The organism is Nocardia sp. GCM10030253 (assembly GCF_042675075.1).
Taxonomy (GTDB): Bacteria; Actinomycetota; Actinomycetes; order Mycobacteriales; family Mycobacteriaceae; genus Nocardia.
Window position 1 is genome coordinate 1 of sequence record NZ_JBHTDL010000007.1, and the last position, 18,822, is coordinate 18,822.

18 protein-coding genes are annotated in these 18,822 nt (G+C 63.9%); 8 read left to right on the top strand and 10 right to left on the bottom strand.

The annotated features are described in order from the left end of the window. Nucleotides 1–150: 150 nt before the first annotated feature. A complete protein-coding gene (locus ACFQZZ_RS16195) occupies nucleotides 151–1,167 on the bottom strand; it encodes a helix-turn-helix transcriptional regulator (protein ID WP_378680622.1) in 1,017 nt (338 codons plus the stop codon). A gap of 106 nt (nucleotides 1,168–1,273) precedes the next feature. Between ACFQZZ_RS16195 and ACFQZZ_RS16200 the strand changes: the two genes are divergently transcribed. Beyond that, a complete protein-coding gene (locus ACFQZZ_RS16200; protein ID WP_378680624.1) occupies nucleotides 1,274–1,699 on the top strand; it encodes a VOC family protein in 426 nt (141 codons plus the stop codon). A 342-nt stretch (nucleotides 1,700–2,041) separates the two neighbouring features. Here ACFQZZ_RS16200 and ACFQZZ_RS16205 read toward each other — a convergent pair whose 3' ends face one another. Continuing rightward, nucleotides 2,042–2,914 carry an N-acyl homoserine lactonase family protein gene (locus tag ACFQZZ_RS16205; protein ID WP_378680627.1) on the bottom strand — a complete coding sequence of 291 codons (873 nt, stop codon included), beginning with the start codon at nucleotides 2,912–2,914 and terminating at the stop codon, nucleotides 2,042–2,044. Between the two features lie 107 nt (nucleotides 2,915–3,021). Then, nucleotides 3,022–3,369 carry a DoxX family protein gene (locus ACFQZZ_RS16210; protein ID WP_378680630.1) on the bottom strand — a complete coding sequence of 116 codons (348 nt, stop codon included), beginning with the start codon at nucleotides 3,367–3,369 and terminating at the stop codon, nucleotides 3,022–3,024. 125 nt (nucleotides 3,370–3,494) lie between these two features. Here ACFQZZ_RS16210 and ACFQZZ_RS16215 point away from each other — a divergent pair, with 125 nt between their 5' ends. Then, a complete protein-coding gene (locus ACFQZZ_RS16215) occupies nucleotides 3,495–4,406 on the top strand; it encodes a LysR family transcriptional regulator (protein WP_378680633.1) in 912 nt (303 codons plus the stop codon). Nucleotides 4,407–4,827: 421 nt separating this feature from the next. Here ACFQZZ_RS16215 and ACFQZZ_RS16220 read toward each other — a convergent pair whose 3' ends face one another. Both ACFQZZ_RS16220 and ACFQZZ_RS16225 read right to left on the bottom strand, forming a co-directional pair. Further along, the gene (locus ACFQZZ_RS16220) at nucleotides 4,828–8,007 is read right to left on the bottom strand and encodes a hypothetical protein (protein ID WP_378680636.1); all 3,180 of its coding nucleotides are present in this window, start codon (nucleotides 8,005–8,007) and stop codon (nucleotides 4,828–4,830) included. A 361-nt stretch (nucleotides 8,008–8,368) separates the two neighbouring features. After that, the gene (locus ACFQZZ_RS16225; protein ID WP_378680639.1) at nucleotides 8,369–9,139 is read right to left on the bottom strand and encodes an SDR family NAD(P)-dependent oxidoreductase; all 771 of its coding nucleotides are present in this window, start codon (nucleotides 9,137–9,139) and stop codon (nucleotides 8,369–8,371) included. Between the two features lie 58 nt (nucleotides 9,140–9,197). On the opposite strand from ACFQZZ_RS16225, the gene ACFQZZ_RS16230 reads away from it, so the two are divergent. Next, nucleotides 9,198–9,680: a MerR family transcriptional regulator gene (locus tag ACFQZZ_RS16230; protein WP_378680642.1), complete on the top strand. Its 483-nt coding sequence runs from the start codon at nucleotides 9,198–9,200 to the stop codon at nucleotides 9,678–9,680. 218 nt (nucleotides 9,681–9,898) lie between these two features. On the opposite strand, the gene ACFQZZ_RS16235 is transcribed toward ACFQZZ_RS16230, so the two are convergent. The 3 genes from ACFQZZ_RS16235 to ACFQZZ_RS16245 all read right to left on the bottom strand — a co-directional run bounded on the left by ACFQZZ_RS16235 (nucleotide 9,899) and on the right by ACFQZZ_RS16245 (nucleotide 11,508). Further along, entirely contained in the window at nucleotides 9,899–10,255 is a 357-nt protein-coding gene (locus tag ACFQZZ_RS16235) for a hypothetical protein (RefSeq protein WP_378680645.1), read from the bottom strand. 312 nt (nucleotides 10,256–10,567) lie between these two features. Next, entirely contained in the window at nucleotides 10,568–11,224 is a 657-nt protein-coding gene (locus ACFQZZ_RS16240; RefSeq protein WP_378680648.1) for a hypothetical protein, read from the bottom strand. Between the two features lie 62 nt (nucleotides 11,225–11,286). After that, complete coding sequence (locus ACFQZZ_RS16245; RefSeq protein ID WP_378680651.1) at nucleotides 11,287–11,508, bottom strand: winged helix-turn-helix transcriptional regulator; 222 nt, start codon at nucleotides 11,506–11,508, stop codon at nucleotides 11,287–11,289. Nucleotides 11,509–11,951: 443 nt separating this feature from the next. Here ACFQZZ_RS16245 and ACFQZZ_RS16250 point away from each other — a divergent pair, with 443 nt between their 5' ends. Together ACFQZZ_RS16250 and ACFQZZ_RS16255 are read left to right on the top strand one after the other, a co-directional pair. Next, entirely contained in the window at nucleotides 11,952–13,505 is a 1,554-nt protein-coding gene (locus ACFQZZ_RS16250; RefSeq protein ID WP_378680653.1) for an FAD-dependent oxidoreductase, read from the top strand. Continuing rightward, nucleotides 13,502–13,915, top strand: a complete 414-nt coding sequence (locus tag ACFQZZ_RS16255; protein ID WP_378680656.1) for a hypothetical protein — start codon at nucleotides 13,502–13,504, stop codon at nucleotides 13,913–13,915. The genes ACFQZZ_RS16250 and ACFQZZ_RS16255 overlap by 4 nt, the downstream gene beginning before the upstream one ends. Nucleotides 13,916–14,091: 176 nt before the next feature. On the opposite strand, the gene ACFQZZ_RS16260 is transcribed toward ACFQZZ_RS16255, so the two are convergent. Next, nucleotides 14,092–15,525: an aminobutyraldehyde dehydrogenase gene (locus ACFQZZ_RS16260; RefSeq protein WP_378680659.1), complete on the bottom strand. Its 1,434-nt coding sequence runs from the start codon at nucleotides 15,523–15,525 to the stop codon at nucleotides 14,092–14,094. A 144-nt stretch (nucleotides 15,526–15,669) separates the two neighbouring features. On the opposite strand from ACFQZZ_RS16260, the gene ACFQZZ_RS16265 reads away from it, so the two are divergent. Together ACFQZZ_RS16265 and ACFQZZ_RS16270 are read left to right on the top strand one after the other, a co-directional pair. After that, a complete protein-coding gene (locus tag ACFQZZ_RS16265) occupies nucleotides 15,670–16,617 on the top strand; it encodes an alpha/beta fold hydrolase (protein WP_378680662.1) in 948 nt (315 codons plus the stop codon). Nucleotides 16,618–17,002: 385 nt separating this feature from the next. After that, the gene (locus ACFQZZ_RS16270; protein ID WP_378680665.1) at nucleotides 17,003–17,566 is read left to right on the top strand and encodes a putative immunity protein; all 564 of its coding nucleotides are present in this window, start codon (nucleotides 17,003–17,005) and stop codon (nucleotides 17,564–17,566) included. On the opposite strand, the gene ACFQZZ_RS16275 is transcribed toward ACFQZZ_RS16270, so the two are convergent. Further along, complete coding sequence (locus ACFQZZ_RS16275; protein WP_378680668.1) at nucleotides 17,476–17,931, bottom strand: helix-turn-helix domain-containing protein; 456 nt, start codon at nucleotides 17,929–17,931, stop codon at nucleotides 17,476–17,478. The genes ACFQZZ_RS16270 and ACFQZZ_RS16275 overlap by 91 nt on opposite strands. 411 nt (nucleotides 17,932–18,342) lie before the next feature. On the opposite strand from ACFQZZ_RS16275, the gene ACFQZZ_RS16280 reads away from it, so the two are divergent. Beyond that, nucleotides 18,343–18,702 (top strand): hypothetical protein, encoded by a 360-nt coding sequence (locus ACFQZZ_RS16280; protein WP_378680671.1) that lies wholly within the window; start codon nucleotides 18,343–18,345, stop codon nucleotides 18,700–18,702. The last annotated feature ends 120 nt before the right edge of the window (nucleotides 18,703–18,822 follow it).

Consider the following 18,822-nt stretch of genomic DNA (forward strand, 5'->3'; position numbering starts at 1 on the left):
TCACCACCAACCAGAATAGCCCCGACCTCCAAACTACGTCTTGACACGAGAGGGGAGCCAGATGCGGACGGTCGTGACCGCGCGATAGGCGGGGGTGCCAGCAGCCCGGCCGCTATTGCGGCGGGGAGTGGTCGTGGTGGTCGCCGCCGTTCACACACCGCGAGGCACCGGACCGCGCGGTGATCGAGACGCGGCCCGCGCGAGACGATCGGCAATGTCCGAGAAGGCGTCTCGTAGCTTTGCGGGACCCACGACCTCGATGTCGGCATCGAACTTGGCGAACGCGGCCACGAGTCCGGGCCAGGACCACGAGCCCAGAACCACTCGGCAGCGCGCTGGGCCGACACTTTCGACAAAGCCGTCGCTGACGTATGGCGATACGTTCTCCGCGGGAAGCTCGATGATCACTTCTCCCCAGCACGGCCAATCGTCAGAGCTATCAGAACCCCGGAACAGGCCCACCACGAACGACCGCAAATCCCCGACCGGCAGCTCCCTCGGAGTGAAACGAGGTCCGGTCGGTGTGCGCGGGGTGATGCGATCCGCGCGGAACGTGCGCCAGGCCTCGCGGTCGAGATCCCATACGACGAGGTACCAGCGGCCGCCCCGGGTGATGAGATGGTGGGGCTCGACGCGCCGGGGCCCGGTAAGAATGTCGCCTCTCTCGGCTCCGCTGTTGGCGGGGGCGTAATCGAAGCGGAGCACCTCACGGGCATGGACGGCGGCGCTCAGTGTCACGAGTTTCGCGCTGTCCACGTGCGGGCTCGCTTGTGACGCAGGGCCTTCTACAGCTGCGATCCGCACGGTGTCGATCCGTCGTCGCAGCCGCGCAGGCATCACTTGGCGAACTGTGGTCAACGCCCGCATCGCTGATTCCTCGATTCCCGCTCCCGCCGTAGTCGCAATCTGGAGAGCGAGGGCCAGCGCGACAGCCTGATCGTCGTCGAACAGCAGCGGTGGCAGATCCGTGCCTGCCTCGAGGCGATATCCACCGTCAGGGCCCTTGTAGGCGCCGATCGGATAGCCGAGTTCGCGCAGGCGATCGATGTCGCGGCGCACGGTGCGGGGACTGACGTCCAGTCGTTCGGCCAGCAGCGACCCCGGCCAGTCCCGGCGTGCCTGCAGCAAGGAAAGCAGCGATAGCAGTCGCGAGGAAGTCTTCTGCACATCGTCGATCCTGCCAGGAGAAGAGGACACAACCTGGCCGCTACAGCTGGAAATCTCGGTCATGGCAGACAACAAGCCAACCGTCCGCACACGCACAGGAGCGACTATGACCATCAACACCGTCACCCACATCAACCTCCGTGGCGACGCCCGCTCGGCGCTGGAGTTCTACCATTCCGTTTTCGGCGGCGCTCTCGCCGTGGTCACCTACACAGACGCACACAGCGTGCAGGACCCGGGTGAAGCCGACCAGGTCATGTGGGGCGAAGTCACCTCGGGGAAGGGTTTTCACATCATGGCCTACGACGTCCCCGCGTCGCGGCCGTGGGAACAGGGCGTAGGTTCCTACTTCGTCTCCGTACGCGGGAACGACGCCGACGAAATCGCCGCCTACTGGGACGCGCTCAGCGCCGAGGCGACCGTGGTGGTGCCGCTCGCACCGGCCGAGTGGTCGCCCCTCTACGGCATGCTCACCGACCAGTTCGGCGTCACCTGGGTACTCGACATCGCTGCCGACTACAACGCGGCTTGACCCCCGACACGGCCCACACCCCGCCCCATGCACCCGGTGTGGGCCGTGTCCCATTCTCGCGACCCACGAATTCGCGGAACCTGTCCATGCAAGTCGGTGTGTCAGGTCAGTGTCAGCCGGGCTGGTGACTGTATTCCTGTGAACAGCACAGCAATTGCAGCTTCCGCGCCGCGGATGGCGTATGTGGTGTCCGGCATGACTGAGGATGCGTTGGGGCCGTTGGTGCCGCGACAGCTGTCGGCCGATCCCGGTTTCCGGACCGCGGCCGGAACACGCACGGTGTCCGATCTTCTCAGCGAGTACTACACCGATTAGTGAAGGCGATCAGGTCGGTGAACATCGTCATACCTCCGCACCGAGCGCCGCATCCAGCCGCGCGGCCGCTCCGGGGTCGTGCGCGGCGAGCACAGCCAGCTCCGGCATCGAATCGCGCAGCGAGTTCACCTTGGCCACAGCGCTTCTCATCTGTTTCTTGTCGCCGACGCCCGGCAGTTTGCCCTCGGCGAGCAGGTCGGCGTCGTAGGTGAGGTCTCCCACCAGCAACAGAGGCGCATGCCCGGGACGGCGGACGAGCATGGACAGCGATCCGGGCGTGTGCCCGGCGGTAGGCAGCAGCACGATACTTCCGTCGCCGAACAGATCGTGCCCCTCGGTGAACGGCGCCAGTCCAGCATCCCCCAACGGTTCCGGTACGACCCGCGTCCACCGCAACCCGGGCAGCTCGATATGGGAACGCAGCAATCCGCGCGCCTCGGGTAAGGGTTTGTGGAGGGTCTCCCATTCATCTCTACTGACCACGACGTTCGCATTCCCGAGCAACGGCAGCCCACCGATGTGGTCCTGATGCAGGTGTGAGATCACGGCGGTGTGGACGTCGTCGACGGCGTAGCCGAGCTTCGCAAGTCCGGCGGTGAGGGTTTCGTCGGCGCCGATGTCGAACTTCGCCAGCCGCGAGTAGACGAGCCCGTTGAGGCCACCGGGAAAGTAGTTTGCCTCGGTCACCGATGCGCGGTCCTGGCCGGTGTCGAACAGGACAAGGCCCTCGCGATGTTCGATCACGTACACGTTGACCGGTCGGGGCGCCGTCCACCGCGACGAGGTGAACAGCCAGAAGTAGGTGTTCTTCCAAGTCGGCCCGACATGCTCCGGCCGGATGGTCACCGATCCCGTACTGAGTACAGCGACCCGTTTGATCGCGTCATTCGCCCCAGTCATGGGGTCTCCTCAATTCGTCGTGAAAAAGATTCGTCGTGTACGTAGTTCGCTCGGGACCCGAAGCCGACCCCCCGGGTGGGCGACATCAGGCTGCCGACCGGACAGCGTCAGGCCGCCGCGCCCAGAACCACAGCGGCGACCACCGGCACCAGGTACATCAGCGGGAACTGGATATGACCGTAGGAACGGGCCCGGACCACGGTGATGACGGCGCCGACGAAATACAGCACCAGGCCGACTGCGGCCGCTACCCCGATCGCCGGGACGAACAGGCCGACCAACAATCCCAGGGCACCCACAGCCTTGGCTAGCCCCAGCCACGGCCACCACGACCGCGGGACGCCGTAGTCCGTCAGCGGCTCCACGACCCATTTGGCATGCAAGAACAGCGAAACAGCCGAGAAACCGACCCAGACGGCAGCCAGGACTGTGATGATCACGTGAGCGGCGGACATTTTTCTCCAATCTCCTTGGGATCGAACACCGCCACATATCTTGGCGACCAGCAGCGATCCACGGCCTTAGGATGTGCTGATAACGTGTGGCAAACAACCACCAAATCGGCCACGCTGCGTTAACCGTGGAGTTAACGAACGGGGTCGATGTGGAGCTTCGTGACATCGAGATCTTCCTGACGCTCGCCGAAGAGCTGCACTTCGGGCGAACGGCCCAGCGGCTGCATGTCACCCCCGCGCGTATCACCCAGGCGATCAAGAAGCAGGAGCGCCATATCGGCGCACCGCTGTTCGACCGGACCAGCCGCAGAGTGCGGCTTACTCCGCTCGGCGAACAGCTCCGCGACGACCTGTTGCCGGTGTACACGGCGCTGAAGGAGAGCATCGAGCGGGCCAAGATGCCCGCTCGCGGCATCCTCGCTCGGTTGCGAGTCGGCCTGATGCCGTTCAATGTCGGTCATCTGCACCCATACTGGAAGACGTTCCGGGCCCGGCACCCACAGTGGGAACTGCAGATCCGCCGGGCACCCGTCGTGGATCCGTTCGGTGCGCTCCGCGACGGCAGCTTCGATGTTCTGGTTGCCTGGCTGCCGGTGGAGGAGCCGGATCTCACCACCGGACCGGTTCTGTTCATCGACGCCCGCGTGCTTGCCGTCGCAGCCGACCATGAACTCGCTCAACGGGATTCGGTGTCGGTGGAGACGTTCGCCGATTTCTCACACCTCATGGCACCCCGGATGCCGTACTACTGGGAAGACCGATATCTGCCGTTCCGCACCCCGCGCGGGCACACTATCGAACGCGGCGAATATTTCAGCAGCGTCGACGAGGCAATCAACCTGATCACCACCGGCGAAGGCATCCACGCCTTTCCGGCTCACGTCACCGAATACTGGGCCACGCCCCACATTCGGTGGCTGCCGGTCCCCGACCTGGCGCCCTTGCCATACGCGTTGGTCTGGCGCATGGATGTCGAAAACGACCTCATCCGCGCTCTCGCTCGCGTCGTCCGCGACCTCGGCAGCCCCGCCTCGTAACGGAGTCGGCGGCGAGTCACAGCCCGCCCAGATTCGGGTTCAGCCTTAGCCTTGGGCTAGATTTGTTCCGATCAGCGCCTCGGAGCGACGAAGACTAACCTGCTGGACGGCTGTGCTCGAGGGTGTGGTGGATCCGCGCCTGCGGATCCGAGCGGTTGATCAACAAGCGCGGTCATCTGTACCTGCCCGCCCGGAATCCGAAGAGCTGCCGGAATCACGGCACGCGACCACCTTCTGCTGGCCGTCGACCTCGCGCACAGCACGCTGTTGGTGTATTCCGGCCGGACCTTGGACAGATTGATCGGTCCGCACGTCATCGCCGCCGCGGCGGCACGGTGACCGCGCAACCGCGCGAGGTCAGAGGGCCAGTGAGTGATGGGGCATTGCCGACCAGCCGCCGCGACCCCAGCGCAGACGCGCCTCAGTGGTTGTCCCTGTGTTCGTATCGCATAGTGAGTCGGTGGTAGCCGGTCAGCCAAGAGATGATGCGTTGGATGATCCAGCGGGGACGGCCGCGGCGTTCGTTGGGTTCGATGTCCGTGCGGGCGATGGGGACTCTGATGCCTCGGCGGCGCACCACCGTCGCAGCGCGATGTGGTCGTAGGCCTTGTCCAGGCGGAGTATTGGGGATATTTGGCGGCGGGGTCCGCGCCGGGAATGTATCGGGGGGATGGCTTGCACCAGCGGTCGTAGTGCCTTGGCGTGTCGACTGGATTGCTGCAGTAGCAATCATGCGGCCGAGTTGGCTGTATGCGGCGAACTGGCCCTCGGTGAACCATTGATCGCCTGTGCTGTCATGCGGAAAGGCTTCGTCCTCGATTGCGTAGGATCGCAGCCAGTTGTCGCATTGATCCCAGAGCACTGCCTTCGCAACGATCAGCTCACCAACGATGTCTTCTTCTCCCTCCACTGTCCCCAGCCCGCTCGCGCGCGGATAGTAGATGTCTCCCCTGATAACGGCATCTCGTGTCAATCTGGCATTGAGCTTGCCGAATGCCGATTCTGGCGCGAACTTTTGACCACTGCCTGGTGCGAGGCCCTCTGTTGGTTGCAGTTTGATCTTGACGCCGAGTTCGAACTCCGCCAGACGCATCGCCTCGGCCAACGTCGACGCTGCCGGAGGGGCGTCGCCACTGGCGTCGATACAGTAGATCTGGGTGCAACGCCGGCGCAGCGCCTCGATGAGTCCGAGGTTCTCGTAGTGCCCACCGTCGGTTACCAACAACAGCCTCGCGGTCTTCGGATTGATACCGAACAACTCTCGGAAAAGATATGTTCCGCCACGGAACCTAGGTGCCCCATGGGGCATTGACCACTTCTTGCGTTGACTTGGGGATGCTTCGTCGACGACGAAATTGGGATTGGGAAGCCAAGCACCGAGGCGGGCTCCCGATGCCGCGAGCAGTGTTTGGTATCCGCTATTCGCGCGCCCCATAGCCGATGCGAAGGCTGCGCCGCTGATTGCGACAGCACCTTGCACTGTCAGATCCCGTCGAAGACGCGGAAAGACGGCGTCGTGCAGCTCCTTGGTCTTCACCCAGCCGACGTCCGGGCCGCCGATGTAGTCGGCGCTCATCGTGTATGACACCGTGGTCAAACCCGGCGCCGGCCGGTCGGTTCCGGATACCGTTGCTGCGGCTGCGAAGACAAACTTCGGCGTACGAATTTGCCGACAACCTTCGGCAGGCTGTCCATTCTGGTCGGGAATCTGTCCATACTTCCACAGTGCTGTTCCCTCACCTGGCGGGTAGGCATCAGCTCGGAAAGTCCCTTCACTTTTCACGCGACGGACAGCAAACGCGCGTGCTAGTCGCCGTCGGTAGAACGGGTGGAGACTGAGCGACGAGATGTCGAGTCCGCTCAGGAGAACCAGCGCTATCGTCGCGACACCCAGAGCTATAAGAGGGTCCTGGAATCTGTCGCGGTCATCGCTGCCAGCAAATGTTTCGAATGTGTTCGCGGCGACGCCGCCGAAAGTCACTAACCAGGCTGCCACAAGGATAACGAGAGTGATCAATACGAGAAGCAACTGGAAAGCACCCCGGGGTACGGCCTTGGGCGCTTTTGTAGCCGCCTTGCCGAATGTCGCGATCCTGGCCAGCCCGCCCCTATTCCGCCAACCGATCGCCGCCAATGCTGCAATGTAATTCAACACTACGATCGCGCTCACAGTGGTGCCGAGCACCGACATCGCGCCCGACTTGTCGTCGCCGAATACCGAGTCCGACTTGTTGACGAGCCAGTCGCCACACCGCATCAAACCAGGTACTCCCACAACAATGGCTGCGACAACGACAGCGAACCATACCAGGCCGCTGACGAGGACTCGCAGACGTTCATCGAAACGCGTCGGTTGCTCGCGCAATATAAACGTCTGCCTGACGACCATAAATACTCCGGCTGCCAGGGCAGCGCCGGCACAAATCGCCACGGCCCACCACCCCGAATACGGCTGAGCGACCCACTTGCCGCCGTCGTGCTGCACTGGCGGGAATATCGAAACGGGAACAAAAGTGTAGTACGCCCCCATGATGACACCGGCCACTACGGCCGGAGAAAACAGCAGAATGAGTGACAGAATGAGATTCTGTGCGACCACAGCGAGCGCTTTGAGCATGGAGGCAGGTGAATCGGCGATGTAGCTGGAGTGCCTGCGGAGATAGTCAAGTTCTACCGATCCCTCTGTGAACGCTTCAGGCAGATTTCCTGTCGAAACGGTAGCCCGCGTTGGCCTTGCCGCAGGATTCAGCCATCGACGCCTTGGATTATCAAAATAGGGCTGAACTGCCTGGACGAAAGCGCCCGACGTATATCCTCCACCCGAAACCGAGATCACATACTTCGCGTCGCCTAGCACGGTCGAACTGTTGACCTTGCTCCTCGGCGTCTTCGCGAATATCTGCATTGCACCCAGCGCTACGCAGGCCGAGCGAATCCCGCCGCCGGATAAGCACACCGCGGTAGTGTGCTTATTGTCGTCGTAGACCTCTCGGATTGCTCGCGGGTTGACGTTCGGCACGTCATAGGCCTTGCGCCACCGAGCTTGATCGCCGGACGCAACATCGGGTTCCGCTTGCCCGTCTGACTCAGGCTCTGGCGACGATTCTTCCGGCGAGATTCCGACGCTCGATTTATTTCGTGCGCGAATGCTCCATTGCCAAATCCGGACCGGCACAAGTCCGAATCCCCATAGCGACACGGCAATCGCCGGTATCAGCGCCGAGAATTTTATTGTAGCTGCTACAGCAGCTTGCACCCGCCAGTCTGTGCCGCCTGCGCCCGAATATGATAGGAAAATATTCTCTACGATGTCCGAACTGACTGCGACGAGAGACGCTGCGATTCCGGCGGATGCGATGATTCGGCCGCCACGTGACCATGCCAGACCCCTCGCAGCTATTGTGTTCGCAAGCAGGAAGCACGCATAGCCAACAATTACCCTCCAGTCGGCCGCGAGATCATTCCCGAAGCCCTGGGGAAGCTCTTGTTTCTTATTCAATTCAATTTTTACGATGTCGTCGGGCGACGCGTTTTTCCAATTCTGCCAGACGAGGTATCCCCCCACAACATGAGCCAACAACCAAGGCACGACCAGCAGCATCGTTCGTGGAGGCGCGAGGGGTTTAGTCGGGTCCTCGGTAGCGCTACTTCCGGTGGGCTCGGCTGCCGAAGTATTCATGAAGACCCCTCAAGACGTAGGTGATTGCCCTGTCCCGATCGCAGATCGATCTTCCCACCGAAAACTGGTCGGATGGTATCAAACTTGAAAGAACCAACTGAATGTTTGTTTCATCCGTGGTTAGAGACGAGCCGAATGGCGAATCGCGTCAATGTCGCTGACCGACAAAGGAACTCGACTCACCAGCGGCCCGTGATTCTAGTCGGCGTCGTAGTCGCCGACGGCGTGCGACATGTCGTGGACGGGTAGCGACCTGCGGTTCCTCCGTTCTGGAAATTCCCGGCTAGCTGAGCCCCTGGGCAAATCCCCCGTCTACGATCAGCTCGGTACCGGTAGTGAAGGTCGCATCGGCAGCCAGATACAGCGCTGCGGCGGCAACCTCGTGCACAGTGCCCGGTCGCCCCATCGGCGTTGTCGCTTTGCCGTCGCGGATGAACTCCTCTCGTTGTTGTTCGGTCAGTTCCGCGACGCCCATGCTGGGGGTCAGGATGAAACCTGGAGCGACTGCGTTGACTCGGATGTTGCGTGGCAGCAGTTCAGCGGCAAGCACTTTGGCGAATGCGCGGACTGCTTCCTTCGCTGCGGAGTAGGCGCTCAGGCCGGGAAAGATCCGATCGTTGGAGACCGTCGTGAAGACGATGCTGCCGTTGTCACGGATCAACGGAGCCAGGCGTTGCACGGTGAAGAATGCGCCCTTGGCGTTGACGTCGAAGACGCGGTCCCAATGCTCGACGGTGGCCTCCTCGAGCGTCTGGAACTCGGCGATACCGTGGTTGACGAAGAGGTAGTCGATTCCGCCGAGCCTGTCCTCCACCAGATGGCCGAGATCGTCGATGTCGGCCTGCTTCGTCACGTCGGAACGGACGACGTGCGCTGCGACCTGGTCCAACTCGGCCCGCGCCTGTTCGATCCCGGCCTCGTTGCGTCCGGTGAGCACCACCTCGGCGCCGCGATCCACCAAGGTTTGCACGATGGCCAGGCCCATGCCGTGTGTACCGCCCGTGACAACTGCCTTCTTGCCCGCCAATGGTTTCGAGCTTTCGTTTTCGGTCATGGCGCCACGCTAAACTTTCACGTTGACGTGAAGGTCAATGATCTGAGACAGGGGTCACATGCGTATCGGCGAGCTTTCCCGCAGAACCGGCATGAGCACTCGGGGGCTGCGCTACTACGAAGAGCAGGGGTTGCTGCATCCGCAACGCCGCCCTAGCGGTTACCGGGAGTTCGGCGACTCCGATGTCGCAGCGGTGCGACGAATTCGCATCCTGCTTGCGGCGGGTTTACCCACAAGGGTGATCGCCGAGGTGCTTCCCTGCATGGTCGACGAAGGCCGGTATCTGGCGCCGACCTGCGAGGAAATGGCCGACGATCTCCGCACCGAACTCGACCGCATGAATCGCGACATCGATGAACTCCAGTCCGCGCGCTCGATCCTCGAGTCAATCCTCGCGGCCGAATCTCACGACGCTCCGAACTCACCCAATGGCGCACGCTCGCAGCCGAACTCGCTGCCCCTCATCCCAGCGCCACAGAACCCAACGCCATCAACGACCAACCCCTCGACCGCCACCACGTCCTACGCCCGGCATGAGTGACGACCGCGCCCACCCCTAGCCGGCCAGCGGCCGGGGCACGGCGTCGGTGACGGCGTCTTTCCGACGGGCGGCATTTGCACCTTCTGGAGATCGAGCTTCAGGCAATCCAGCTTCCGCCGCATCGCGCGGGCCTCCCGACGCACCGTCCCCGATACATCGACCCGCCGCCGATTGACCGACATGCTGTTGTCCCGTTAACCTTTCGGCGCCGGTGCCGCTTACCCATCCAGGAACTTCTCGCCGGACTCGGGCCACGCCGGTCCGGCTGCGGTGAGCGCATCCAGAATCCGGCGGACCGCTGCCGGATCCGCGTCCGCGATGGCAGCGACATCCTCGGCCGGCCACGGCCCGGACCCGTGCCGGGCGACGATGTCACGAATCGTACGCGTGACCTCCAGATCGTGCGCCTGCTCGGCCATTGGGCGCAGCTCGGCCAGCAGTTGATCGAGCCACTCCGCATCCGCACCACTTCGGCCGGGGCGGGCTCGTTCGGCACGCGACACGAGATCGTCGAGCACGACGGCGATATGTCGAATCAGCTCGCCGCGCGCCGCATCGTCCTCGGCCGTACCCACCCTCCAAGTGTGCGCCTCGGCGCTTGTCCATCGCGATGCCGAGTCCGCCTCGAACAGGGCCGGGGACCGCGCCCGTCCGCCGCGGTGCTCAGTGCGCTGGCCCGCGCGCTCCGGCTCGAGGACGGTCTTCACACCCGCCGCGGCCGAGGCGGCCGCTGAATCCTGGGGTCGCATCGCCGCGCAGCGCGAAGGCCGCATATCCCGACGATCCGGACCTGGCCCGCCTCACCGCCGAATTACGGTCGCGCAGTGAGCGATTCGAAGGAACTGCTGGGTATCACGGGACTCAGCAGCTTACCGAGCGGCGTTAGGCTACGCCGAGAACTCGTCGGCGAGGGTGTTCCAGAACATGAGTTCGTAATTCTGGAACAGCCTCGCGTATAAATGCGCCTCGCCCGGCTTCAGCCGCCCGGTGTCGAGTCCGGCTTGGATGGCGGCGAGGGCCCGCTGCTCGATCTCGGAGACGTCGGCAGCGAAGAAGTCGAAGAACGCGCACGCGGGGTCGTCGAAGTCGTAGTGGGTGCGCATCGCCTCGGCTACGGCCTTGCAGTAGCGGCTCCATGCGGTGAAATTCGAGTAGATACCCGCTGCGGCGGCGGAGGGTTCAGCGTGCATCGCCAACCAGGCGACGTAGGCCGGATACGCCTGGCAGCCCGCCCTCGGCAGCTCCATGCCCTGGTCGGGTCCCACCGCCGCCACCAGCGCGTCCAGCATGCTATTCGCCTGCCGCTCGCCCGGTGGGAGCCCGCCGAAGAAGACACTGGCGTGTGGTTCGTCCGCCCGCGCCGCCATGGCGTGGAAACTGCGCCAGTCGCTGCTGGTGATGCGCTGCTCCTCCGCCGCGATCGCCGCGAAGACCGCCAGCGGCGCCTTACCCGCCGTGATCAGCGGGATCAAGCGGTTGTCGTCGTCGTGCGGGCCCAGCTCCGCCTGGATACCGTCGAGCAGTTCGCGCGCGGAAACAGTCATCGGAACCTCCCTATCGGACGGGTGTCTCTGTCTATTCAACCGCCCCGCGACAACTATCGCGGTCATTCGGTTCCGTCGACGCCGTGTTCGACATACCAGCGTTGCCGGGCAGAGGCGATGACGTCCTTGTGATCTCGCGACCAGTCGGCGAGCGCGCCGATCGCCGCGGCGAGACTGTGTCCGGTCTCGGTGAGCCGATACTCCACCTGCGGCGGGATCGTCGGATACGCGACCCGCTCCACCATGCCGTCCCGGCACGGCGACCAGCCCATGTCGGCATGCATGACGGCCGCGAACCTCGACGGCGCGAACCTCACCAAGTGCGCTAGGCACAGCCCTTCGGATCTCGCGGTCCAACAACTCGGTCTCGAGCAACCTCGCCGAATCCCGGCTGGCCTGCTCGTACGGCGCTGCGGCTTCATCGGCGAACCGGTCGTGCGCATACACCCGGCCTCCGGTACCCACCGGGCAGACTCCGGGTCAGCGCGAACCCCTTGACCTGCAGAAACGGCGCACTGGACGACGTTGACGCAGGCGGCGCCGTGGGTAAAGTTGCGTTCCTCGACAACGGCGACGAAATACGGCGGCTGTGCCACATCCACAACCAATCACTGTCGGTGATGGTCATTAGCACGAATCAGCGTTGGATTCGATCACGTCGTTGGGCGAAGGTGAAAGGGCAAGCATTGCGACCGCACACCTGCCACCGAAAAGGGAGGAAGCCCTGATGGTGCGCGACGACGACCTCGCTAGCGAATCGCCGACTGCGGACGCCTTCCACGACCGCGCTGATGTGATCGTGGTCGGCGGCGGCCCCACCGGCATGACCGCTGCCGGGGATCTAGCGCGGGCGGGCCGATCAGTCGTCGTGCTCGAGCGGTGGCCGCAGATCAACCCGGCCAGCCGTGCCTTCGCGACCATGGCCCGCACCCTGGAAGTCTTCGACGCGCGCGAGCTGGCCGACGATCTGCTCGCCCTCGGGTCCACCACGCCCGCGGTGCACCTGTTCGCCGGTGCCACAGTCGATTTGACCCGATTGCGGTCGCGGTACCGGTACGGGTTGATCACTCCGCAAACCAATGTCGACCAGGCCCTTGCCCGCTACGCCGAGCAACAGGGCGCCGCGATCCACCGCGGCGTCGAGGTCGTCGCACTCGACCAGGACACGGACGGCGTCACCGTCACTACCCGCCCCAAAGACGCTTCCCCTGGTGATGGCGAAACACGCTGGCGAGCACGGTATTTGGTGGCCGCAGACGGCGCGCACAGCAGCGTCCGCGGCTTGCTCGGCATCGAGTTTCCCGGCAAATCGGTGCTGTCGTCGGTGGTGCTGGCCGACGTGCGCCTCACCGCCGGACCGACCGGCGGCGGGCTGACTCTCGGCAGCACCAGAGACTGCTTCGGATTCCTCGTCCCCTACGGCACGGGACCCGCCGCCGCCTGGTACCGGTCGATGACCTGGGACCGCCACCACCAACTCCCCGACACCGCACCCGTCGAACCCGCCGAGATACGGGATGTCCTCAACCGCGCGATGGGCCGCGACGTCGGAGTCGCCGAAATCAGCTGGCACTCCCGGTTCCACTGCGACGAACGACAAATCCGCCAATACCGGTGCGGGCGCGTATTTTTCGCCGGAGACGCCGCGCACGTGCACTCCCCGATGGGCGGGCAGGGCATGAACACCGGCATCCAGGATGCCGCCAACCTGGCCTGGAAACTCGATGCCGTCCTCGGCGGCGCCGACGACCGAGTGCTCGACACCTACCACACCGAACGCCACCCCATCGGCGAACGAGTGCTGCTGCAGAGCGGGGCGATGATGCGCGGGGTCACCCTGCACCCGCGCCCAGCCCGCTGGTTACGCGACCGCATAGCCCACACCGCCCTCGGATTCGGGCCCATCGCGAACACGATCGCGGGCAGCTTCGCTGGAACCACGCTGCGTTACCCCCGCCGCCGCGGCGAGCACCGGCTGGTCGGCACCCTCGCCACCGAAACACCCCTGACCGGCGATCGTCTCACCGTGCTGCAACGCACACCGGGATTCATCCTCATCCGCGAGCACGGTGCCCCACCCGTCGACATCGACCTGCCGCAGGCCGAGCGCACCGGCCCCGGTCCGGCGCTGCTGGTCCGCCCCGACGGCTACATCGCCTGGGCCGGACCCTCCACCCACAGCCAAGCCCTGCGGCAGGTGTGGCAACGGTGGACCGGCTCCCACACCCCCACACCGCATGACCCTCCATCAACGCGACCACCACGGAAGGAATCACCATGACCGTCACCGCCATCCAGATCGGGCTGCATCCCGACGTCATCGACTACACGTCGCCCGACTTCATCCAATTCCCCGGGCTCACCAAGGAAGTCCTGCGCCGCGCCAACGACGATAACGTCGCCGCACTGCGCGCCGCCGGATACGAAGTCGACAACTGCCTGATCGAGTTCGGAACCGCTGGGGCCGACACCGCCCGCCGCGCGCTGGCGGCCAAATCCTACGACGCGGTCCTCATCGGCGCCGGAGTCCGGCTCGTCGCCTCCAACACCCTGCTGTTCGAGGCCATCGTCAACGCCGCCCACACCCTGCAACCGTACTGCCGGTTCGTGTTCAACTACTCCGCCACCGCCACCCCTGACGATATCCGTCGCTACTACCCCACTCCTCACGACAGCACACCCGCCCACTGACCGCACCGACGTCTGACCTTTCTCACGAACGCCGGCTCACAGCGGATCATCGAATCCTGTGGCGGGGTCCTGGAATCGGTCGAACCGTGGACTGATGGCACCTTGATCCGGCGGTACTGGATCCGGCCCCTACCTGCGAGCCGTGCAAACGGTACAGCCAATCCTCGATGTGGCAACTAGTCGATCTTGGCCATCACATGCTTGACGCGGGTGTAGTCCTCCAGCCCGTACATCGACAGGTCCTTGCCGTGCCCGGACGACTTGAACCCGCCGTGCGGCATCTCGGCGATCAGCGCGGTATGGGTGTTGATCCACACGCAGCCGAAGTCGAGCGCGGCCGACACGCGGAGCGCCCTCGACACATCCTTGGTCCACACCGAGGACGCCAGCCCGTATTCGACGCCGTTGGCCCACCGGATCGCCTCGTCTTCGTCGCTGAACGACTGCACGGTGATGACCGGGCCGAAGATCTCGTTCTGGCTCAGCCGGTCATGCTGCAGCAGCCCGCCGATGACCGTCGGCTCGACGTAATACCCGTGATCGCCCTGCCGGTGCCCACCGGCCACGACCGAAGCGTGATCCGGCACCTCGTCGAGGAAGCCGAGCACCCGCTGTAGTTGGTTGGCGTTGTTGACCGGTGGCACCCAGGCGTTCTCGTCATCGGCGGCCTTGCCGAACGTCGTGGTTGCACTGCCGGCCTGCTCGGCCAGCGCCGCAGTCAAATCATCGGCCACCGACGCGTGACCGAGCACCCGGGTGGCCGCCGTGCAATCCTGCCCGGCGTTGAAATAGCCCGAGGCCGCGATACCCTTTGCGGCAGCAGCGATATCGGCGTCGGAGAACACGATTACCGGCGCTTTGCCGCCCAACTCCAGATGTGTGCGCTTCAGGCGACCTCCGGCCGACTCCGCGACCGCACGGCCTGCGGCCACCGAACCGGTGATCGACACCATCTTCGGGGTCGGATGCGCGACCACCGCCGCACCGGTTGCCCGGTCACCGGTTACCACGTTGAGCACGCCTGGCGGCAGATGCACGGCGGCCAGTTCGGCCAGCATCACCGTCGTCACCGGGGTGGTGTCACTCGGCTTGATCACCACGGTGTTGCCCGCCGCGATCGCGGGAACAAACTTCCAGATTGCCATCATCATCGGGTAATTCCACGGCGTCACCTGCCCGATGACGCCGACCGGCTCCCGGCGGATCCACGATGTATGGCCCGCCAGGTACTCGCAGGCCGACTTGCCCTCGAGTACCCGTGCCGCCCCCGCGAAGAATCGGGTCTGGTCCAGCATCTGCGGGATCTCTGCGGCCAAGGTGACGTGGTTTGGCTTGCCGGTGTTGCGGCCCTCGGCCTCGACAAGCGCGTCGGCGACATTCTCCAACTCGTCGGCGAAATCCAACAGCGCCTTTTGACGCTGCGACGGCGTCGTGCGCTTCCAGTCGCAGAACGCCTTGGCCGCCGCCGCGTACGCGTTGTCGATGTCCTGTTCATTGGACACCGGTGCGGTGCCGTACTGGTCGCCGGTGGCAGGGTCGACGAGCGCCATCGTCGCACCGCCGACCGAGTTGACAAGCTTGCCGTCGATGAAGTTCTGGACCACTGTCATGATGCCTCCTCGGTTGCTCTGTTCAGTCGACGTACACGTATTTTCATCGCTTCTTCGTTATCGATGGTCGACGCTTGTTGCGGAATCCCTACCGATCTATGATCACTGCAAACGCTCACGCACCAAGGCGTATCGGAGCGGACGATGAACGATACGGACAGTGAATCGCCGTCTGACGGCCGCGTCTCCCCCTCTCGAAGACCCCACAACGGGTCAACAAAGTCGGTCACAACCCAAGATGGTCGTCGGCTCAGTTATCTCGAAGTCGGAGATCCGCATGGTCCGCTCGTTATCCATAATCATGGTGGACCCAGTAGCCGGATCGAAGCACGCTTTTTCGCGGCTTCCGCAACGAAGAAACGGTTACGACTCGTATGCGTCGACCGTCCCGGGATAGGGCAGTCCAGTCCGCAAAGAGCACGAACGTACGCCGGTTGGGCCGACGACATGACCGCGATTGCTGACGCGTTGGGATGCAACGAATTCGGAGTGACCGGCTGGTCGGAGGGTGGTCCATGGGCACTTGCGGCAGCTGCGTACATCGATCCGCTTCGACTGCGCCACGTCAGCAGCATCGCAGGTGGCAGCTATGGAGCATTCGGTGATAACTGGGCAGCAGACTACCTCTCCAAAGTCGACGCGCTGGGGGGAACCCTCGCACTGCGCTTCACACCCGGCTTTCGCCTCATGTACGCAATCCTCGGCATAACCGCCAAACGCTTCCGCAAGCCGTACCTCGAACAAACTCGGAAAGCCGTCAACGACTACGACCGACAGATCTTGCTTCAGCGGAACTTTGCAAGCGACTTCTCTGAAGCGAGCGCCGAATGCTTCGCCCAAGGTTCCGACGGGCTGGTCCGCGACAGTGAACTCCTCTATAGGAATTGGGCTTTCGACGTGACCACAATCGAACGGCGAGTCCACATGTGGCAAGGACTGGATGACCGACTGGTGCCGGATCCGATCAACAAAGCGGTGGCCGACCGAATGCCTGGGTCGGTCTGGCATCCAGTTGAGGGTGCCGGGCACTTTGTTGCTGTCGGATCGGCGGACGAATTGTTCGGAATCGCGGCCGAGGAACTGCGGGCGTAGCGCCTCGAGCAGCAAAACGTCGACCTCCGGCTGCGACCGGGATATTCGCCTCGATCCCGGTGACAAATCCTGCTCGCGCTGATCCGATCGGGCACTCCCCCGGCTGCCTGGATCGACTTCCTCGACCGGCAGGCCAAGCTGCTTTGCAGTGGCCATTGGGGTTGGGCACACGTCGCCAACCTAGGCACTCTCGTGAGTGTCTTGGTAGCTCACGCACCACCAACGGGCCGGCCCGCGCCTCGGCAACGCCGCCTATCGCGCGGTAGCTCGAACACACGCACCTGACCGCGCTGGCCGAAACCACTGCTTTGAAGGTTTCACCGCGCTATCCCGCCAATATCGCTGGAAAGTTTCAACCGTTGGTTCAACGATACTGTTCAACGACATGAATGTGGCTGACGAGAGTCTGACGATCGAACTCAGCATGGCTGAACTGCGCGAGATCACGAGCTATGCCCTCGCCTGCGCCGAGCCCGCTTCAGCGATCTTCGAGCGCGACTGTCCGGATGATCCGCGCGCACGGGCCGTGCTCGATGAGGCCCGCAGGTTCGCCGCTGGGGGCAAGCGAACGAAGGCGCTCCGGATGACCGCACTCGATGCACATAGGGCCGCACGGGCAGCTCAGGACATGGAACATGAAGCCGCAGCCGACGCGGCGCGCGCCGCTGGTAGCGCGGGAGCAGCCGCGTACCTGCACCCGCTGGCCAAAGCTACTCAGGTGTTGCACATCCTTGGATCTGCCGCATATGCAGCACGAGCATTCGAGGTCGATGCCGGCGACGACCGCACCGTAGGCGACGACTACATCGAAAGGGCCGCGGCTCTGGCCTGCCCCATCGTGGTGAGCGTCTTGACGCGTTACCCCACCGCCCCGAGTGGTCGCCGTCGTGTGGGAGAGCTATTGCGCAACCTGGACGCATCGTTGCGACAGCTGGCGACCAATCGTTGACCGATGGTCGCCCGGCACCGAAACCGAGTAGCCGTGAACATGGTGTGCAGCACGCGTGCCTGAACGGCGGGCGTGGTGACTACCAGCCGGGCACGGAGCGCCGCGAGCCCGTTCGGCAGGTCACCGGCGGCTGTGTTGGCGATCATGTTCTTCGTTGCCTCGGCCAATACCTCGCTCATCGGCGCGTCGGGTCGCCGTCCCTCGATGGCCTGCACAGCAAGGTCGATCCTTGTGCTGCCATCGGCCAGCAGCACGTCTTCCTTGGTGGGGAAATGCAGGAAGAACGTGCGCTTGCTGACATCGGCGGCTTCCGCGATGTCGGCCACACTCGTCTGGTCGTAGCCCAGCGGCGCAGCTCGCGACAAGAGAGCAGCCTCCCGCTGCTGCCGCGCCCGATCGCGCGAGTTCTGATGCACCGGGGTATAACGGTTCCATAAATCACAACCAGGGGATTCATTCTCTTCGGTCTGCCTGCGGCAGGTGTGAAGGGCCGACATTTCCCCGGTGAGGTCTCGCTGCCCCATATCGGTCACGAATCAGCATCGCCTACATGTTCGATTATCCGTGATCCGCTCGGGGTTTCCTCCAAGCTCAACATCTGAGAAGCTTTCCGCAACTGGAGTTATCTATAGCTATCGCTATCGGTTGTGATGCTCGACCGGATGCCCTGGTCGCCTGCATCACGACACGAACTCACGCCGCCAACGGCCGCACGTGAACACCGATGCCCGCAGATCCACCCTCGGCCGACCGGAGCGGCCCGCTTGGAGAACATCATGGTCACCAGAGCTTCCAGCCATTCACTCGATGCCTTTACCGTCATCGGCGGACAAACCCGGGCCAGCGCCCGCAGTCGACAGCTGCCGCAGCAGCATGGCATTGATGACGACCTCGCACCACTCGGAATACCAGCTCTGGCATTGGGGTTGATGCTGATCGGCGCAGGGTTGGCCTTCCTGCCGCTGATGAGAGGGTGGGCTGGCGACTACGGCCCGCTGATGGTCTGCACCGCCTACATCCTGTATCTGAGCCTCGCGGTTGCGCTCAGCGTGTGGGGTGCGCACCGGATCCGTGACCACCGCAGATCCGTGTCCTACACAAGCGATGCAGCGCAGAGCGCCCACAGTCGAAGATGAAAGGCCTCTGACCGGCAGCTTGCCTACCACCGGCGGCACGGCAGCGGCGGACAGCCTCGTCGATCGACACGATCACACGGGGTCGCCGCAGTAGGCACTATCGGATAATCACGAGATCGA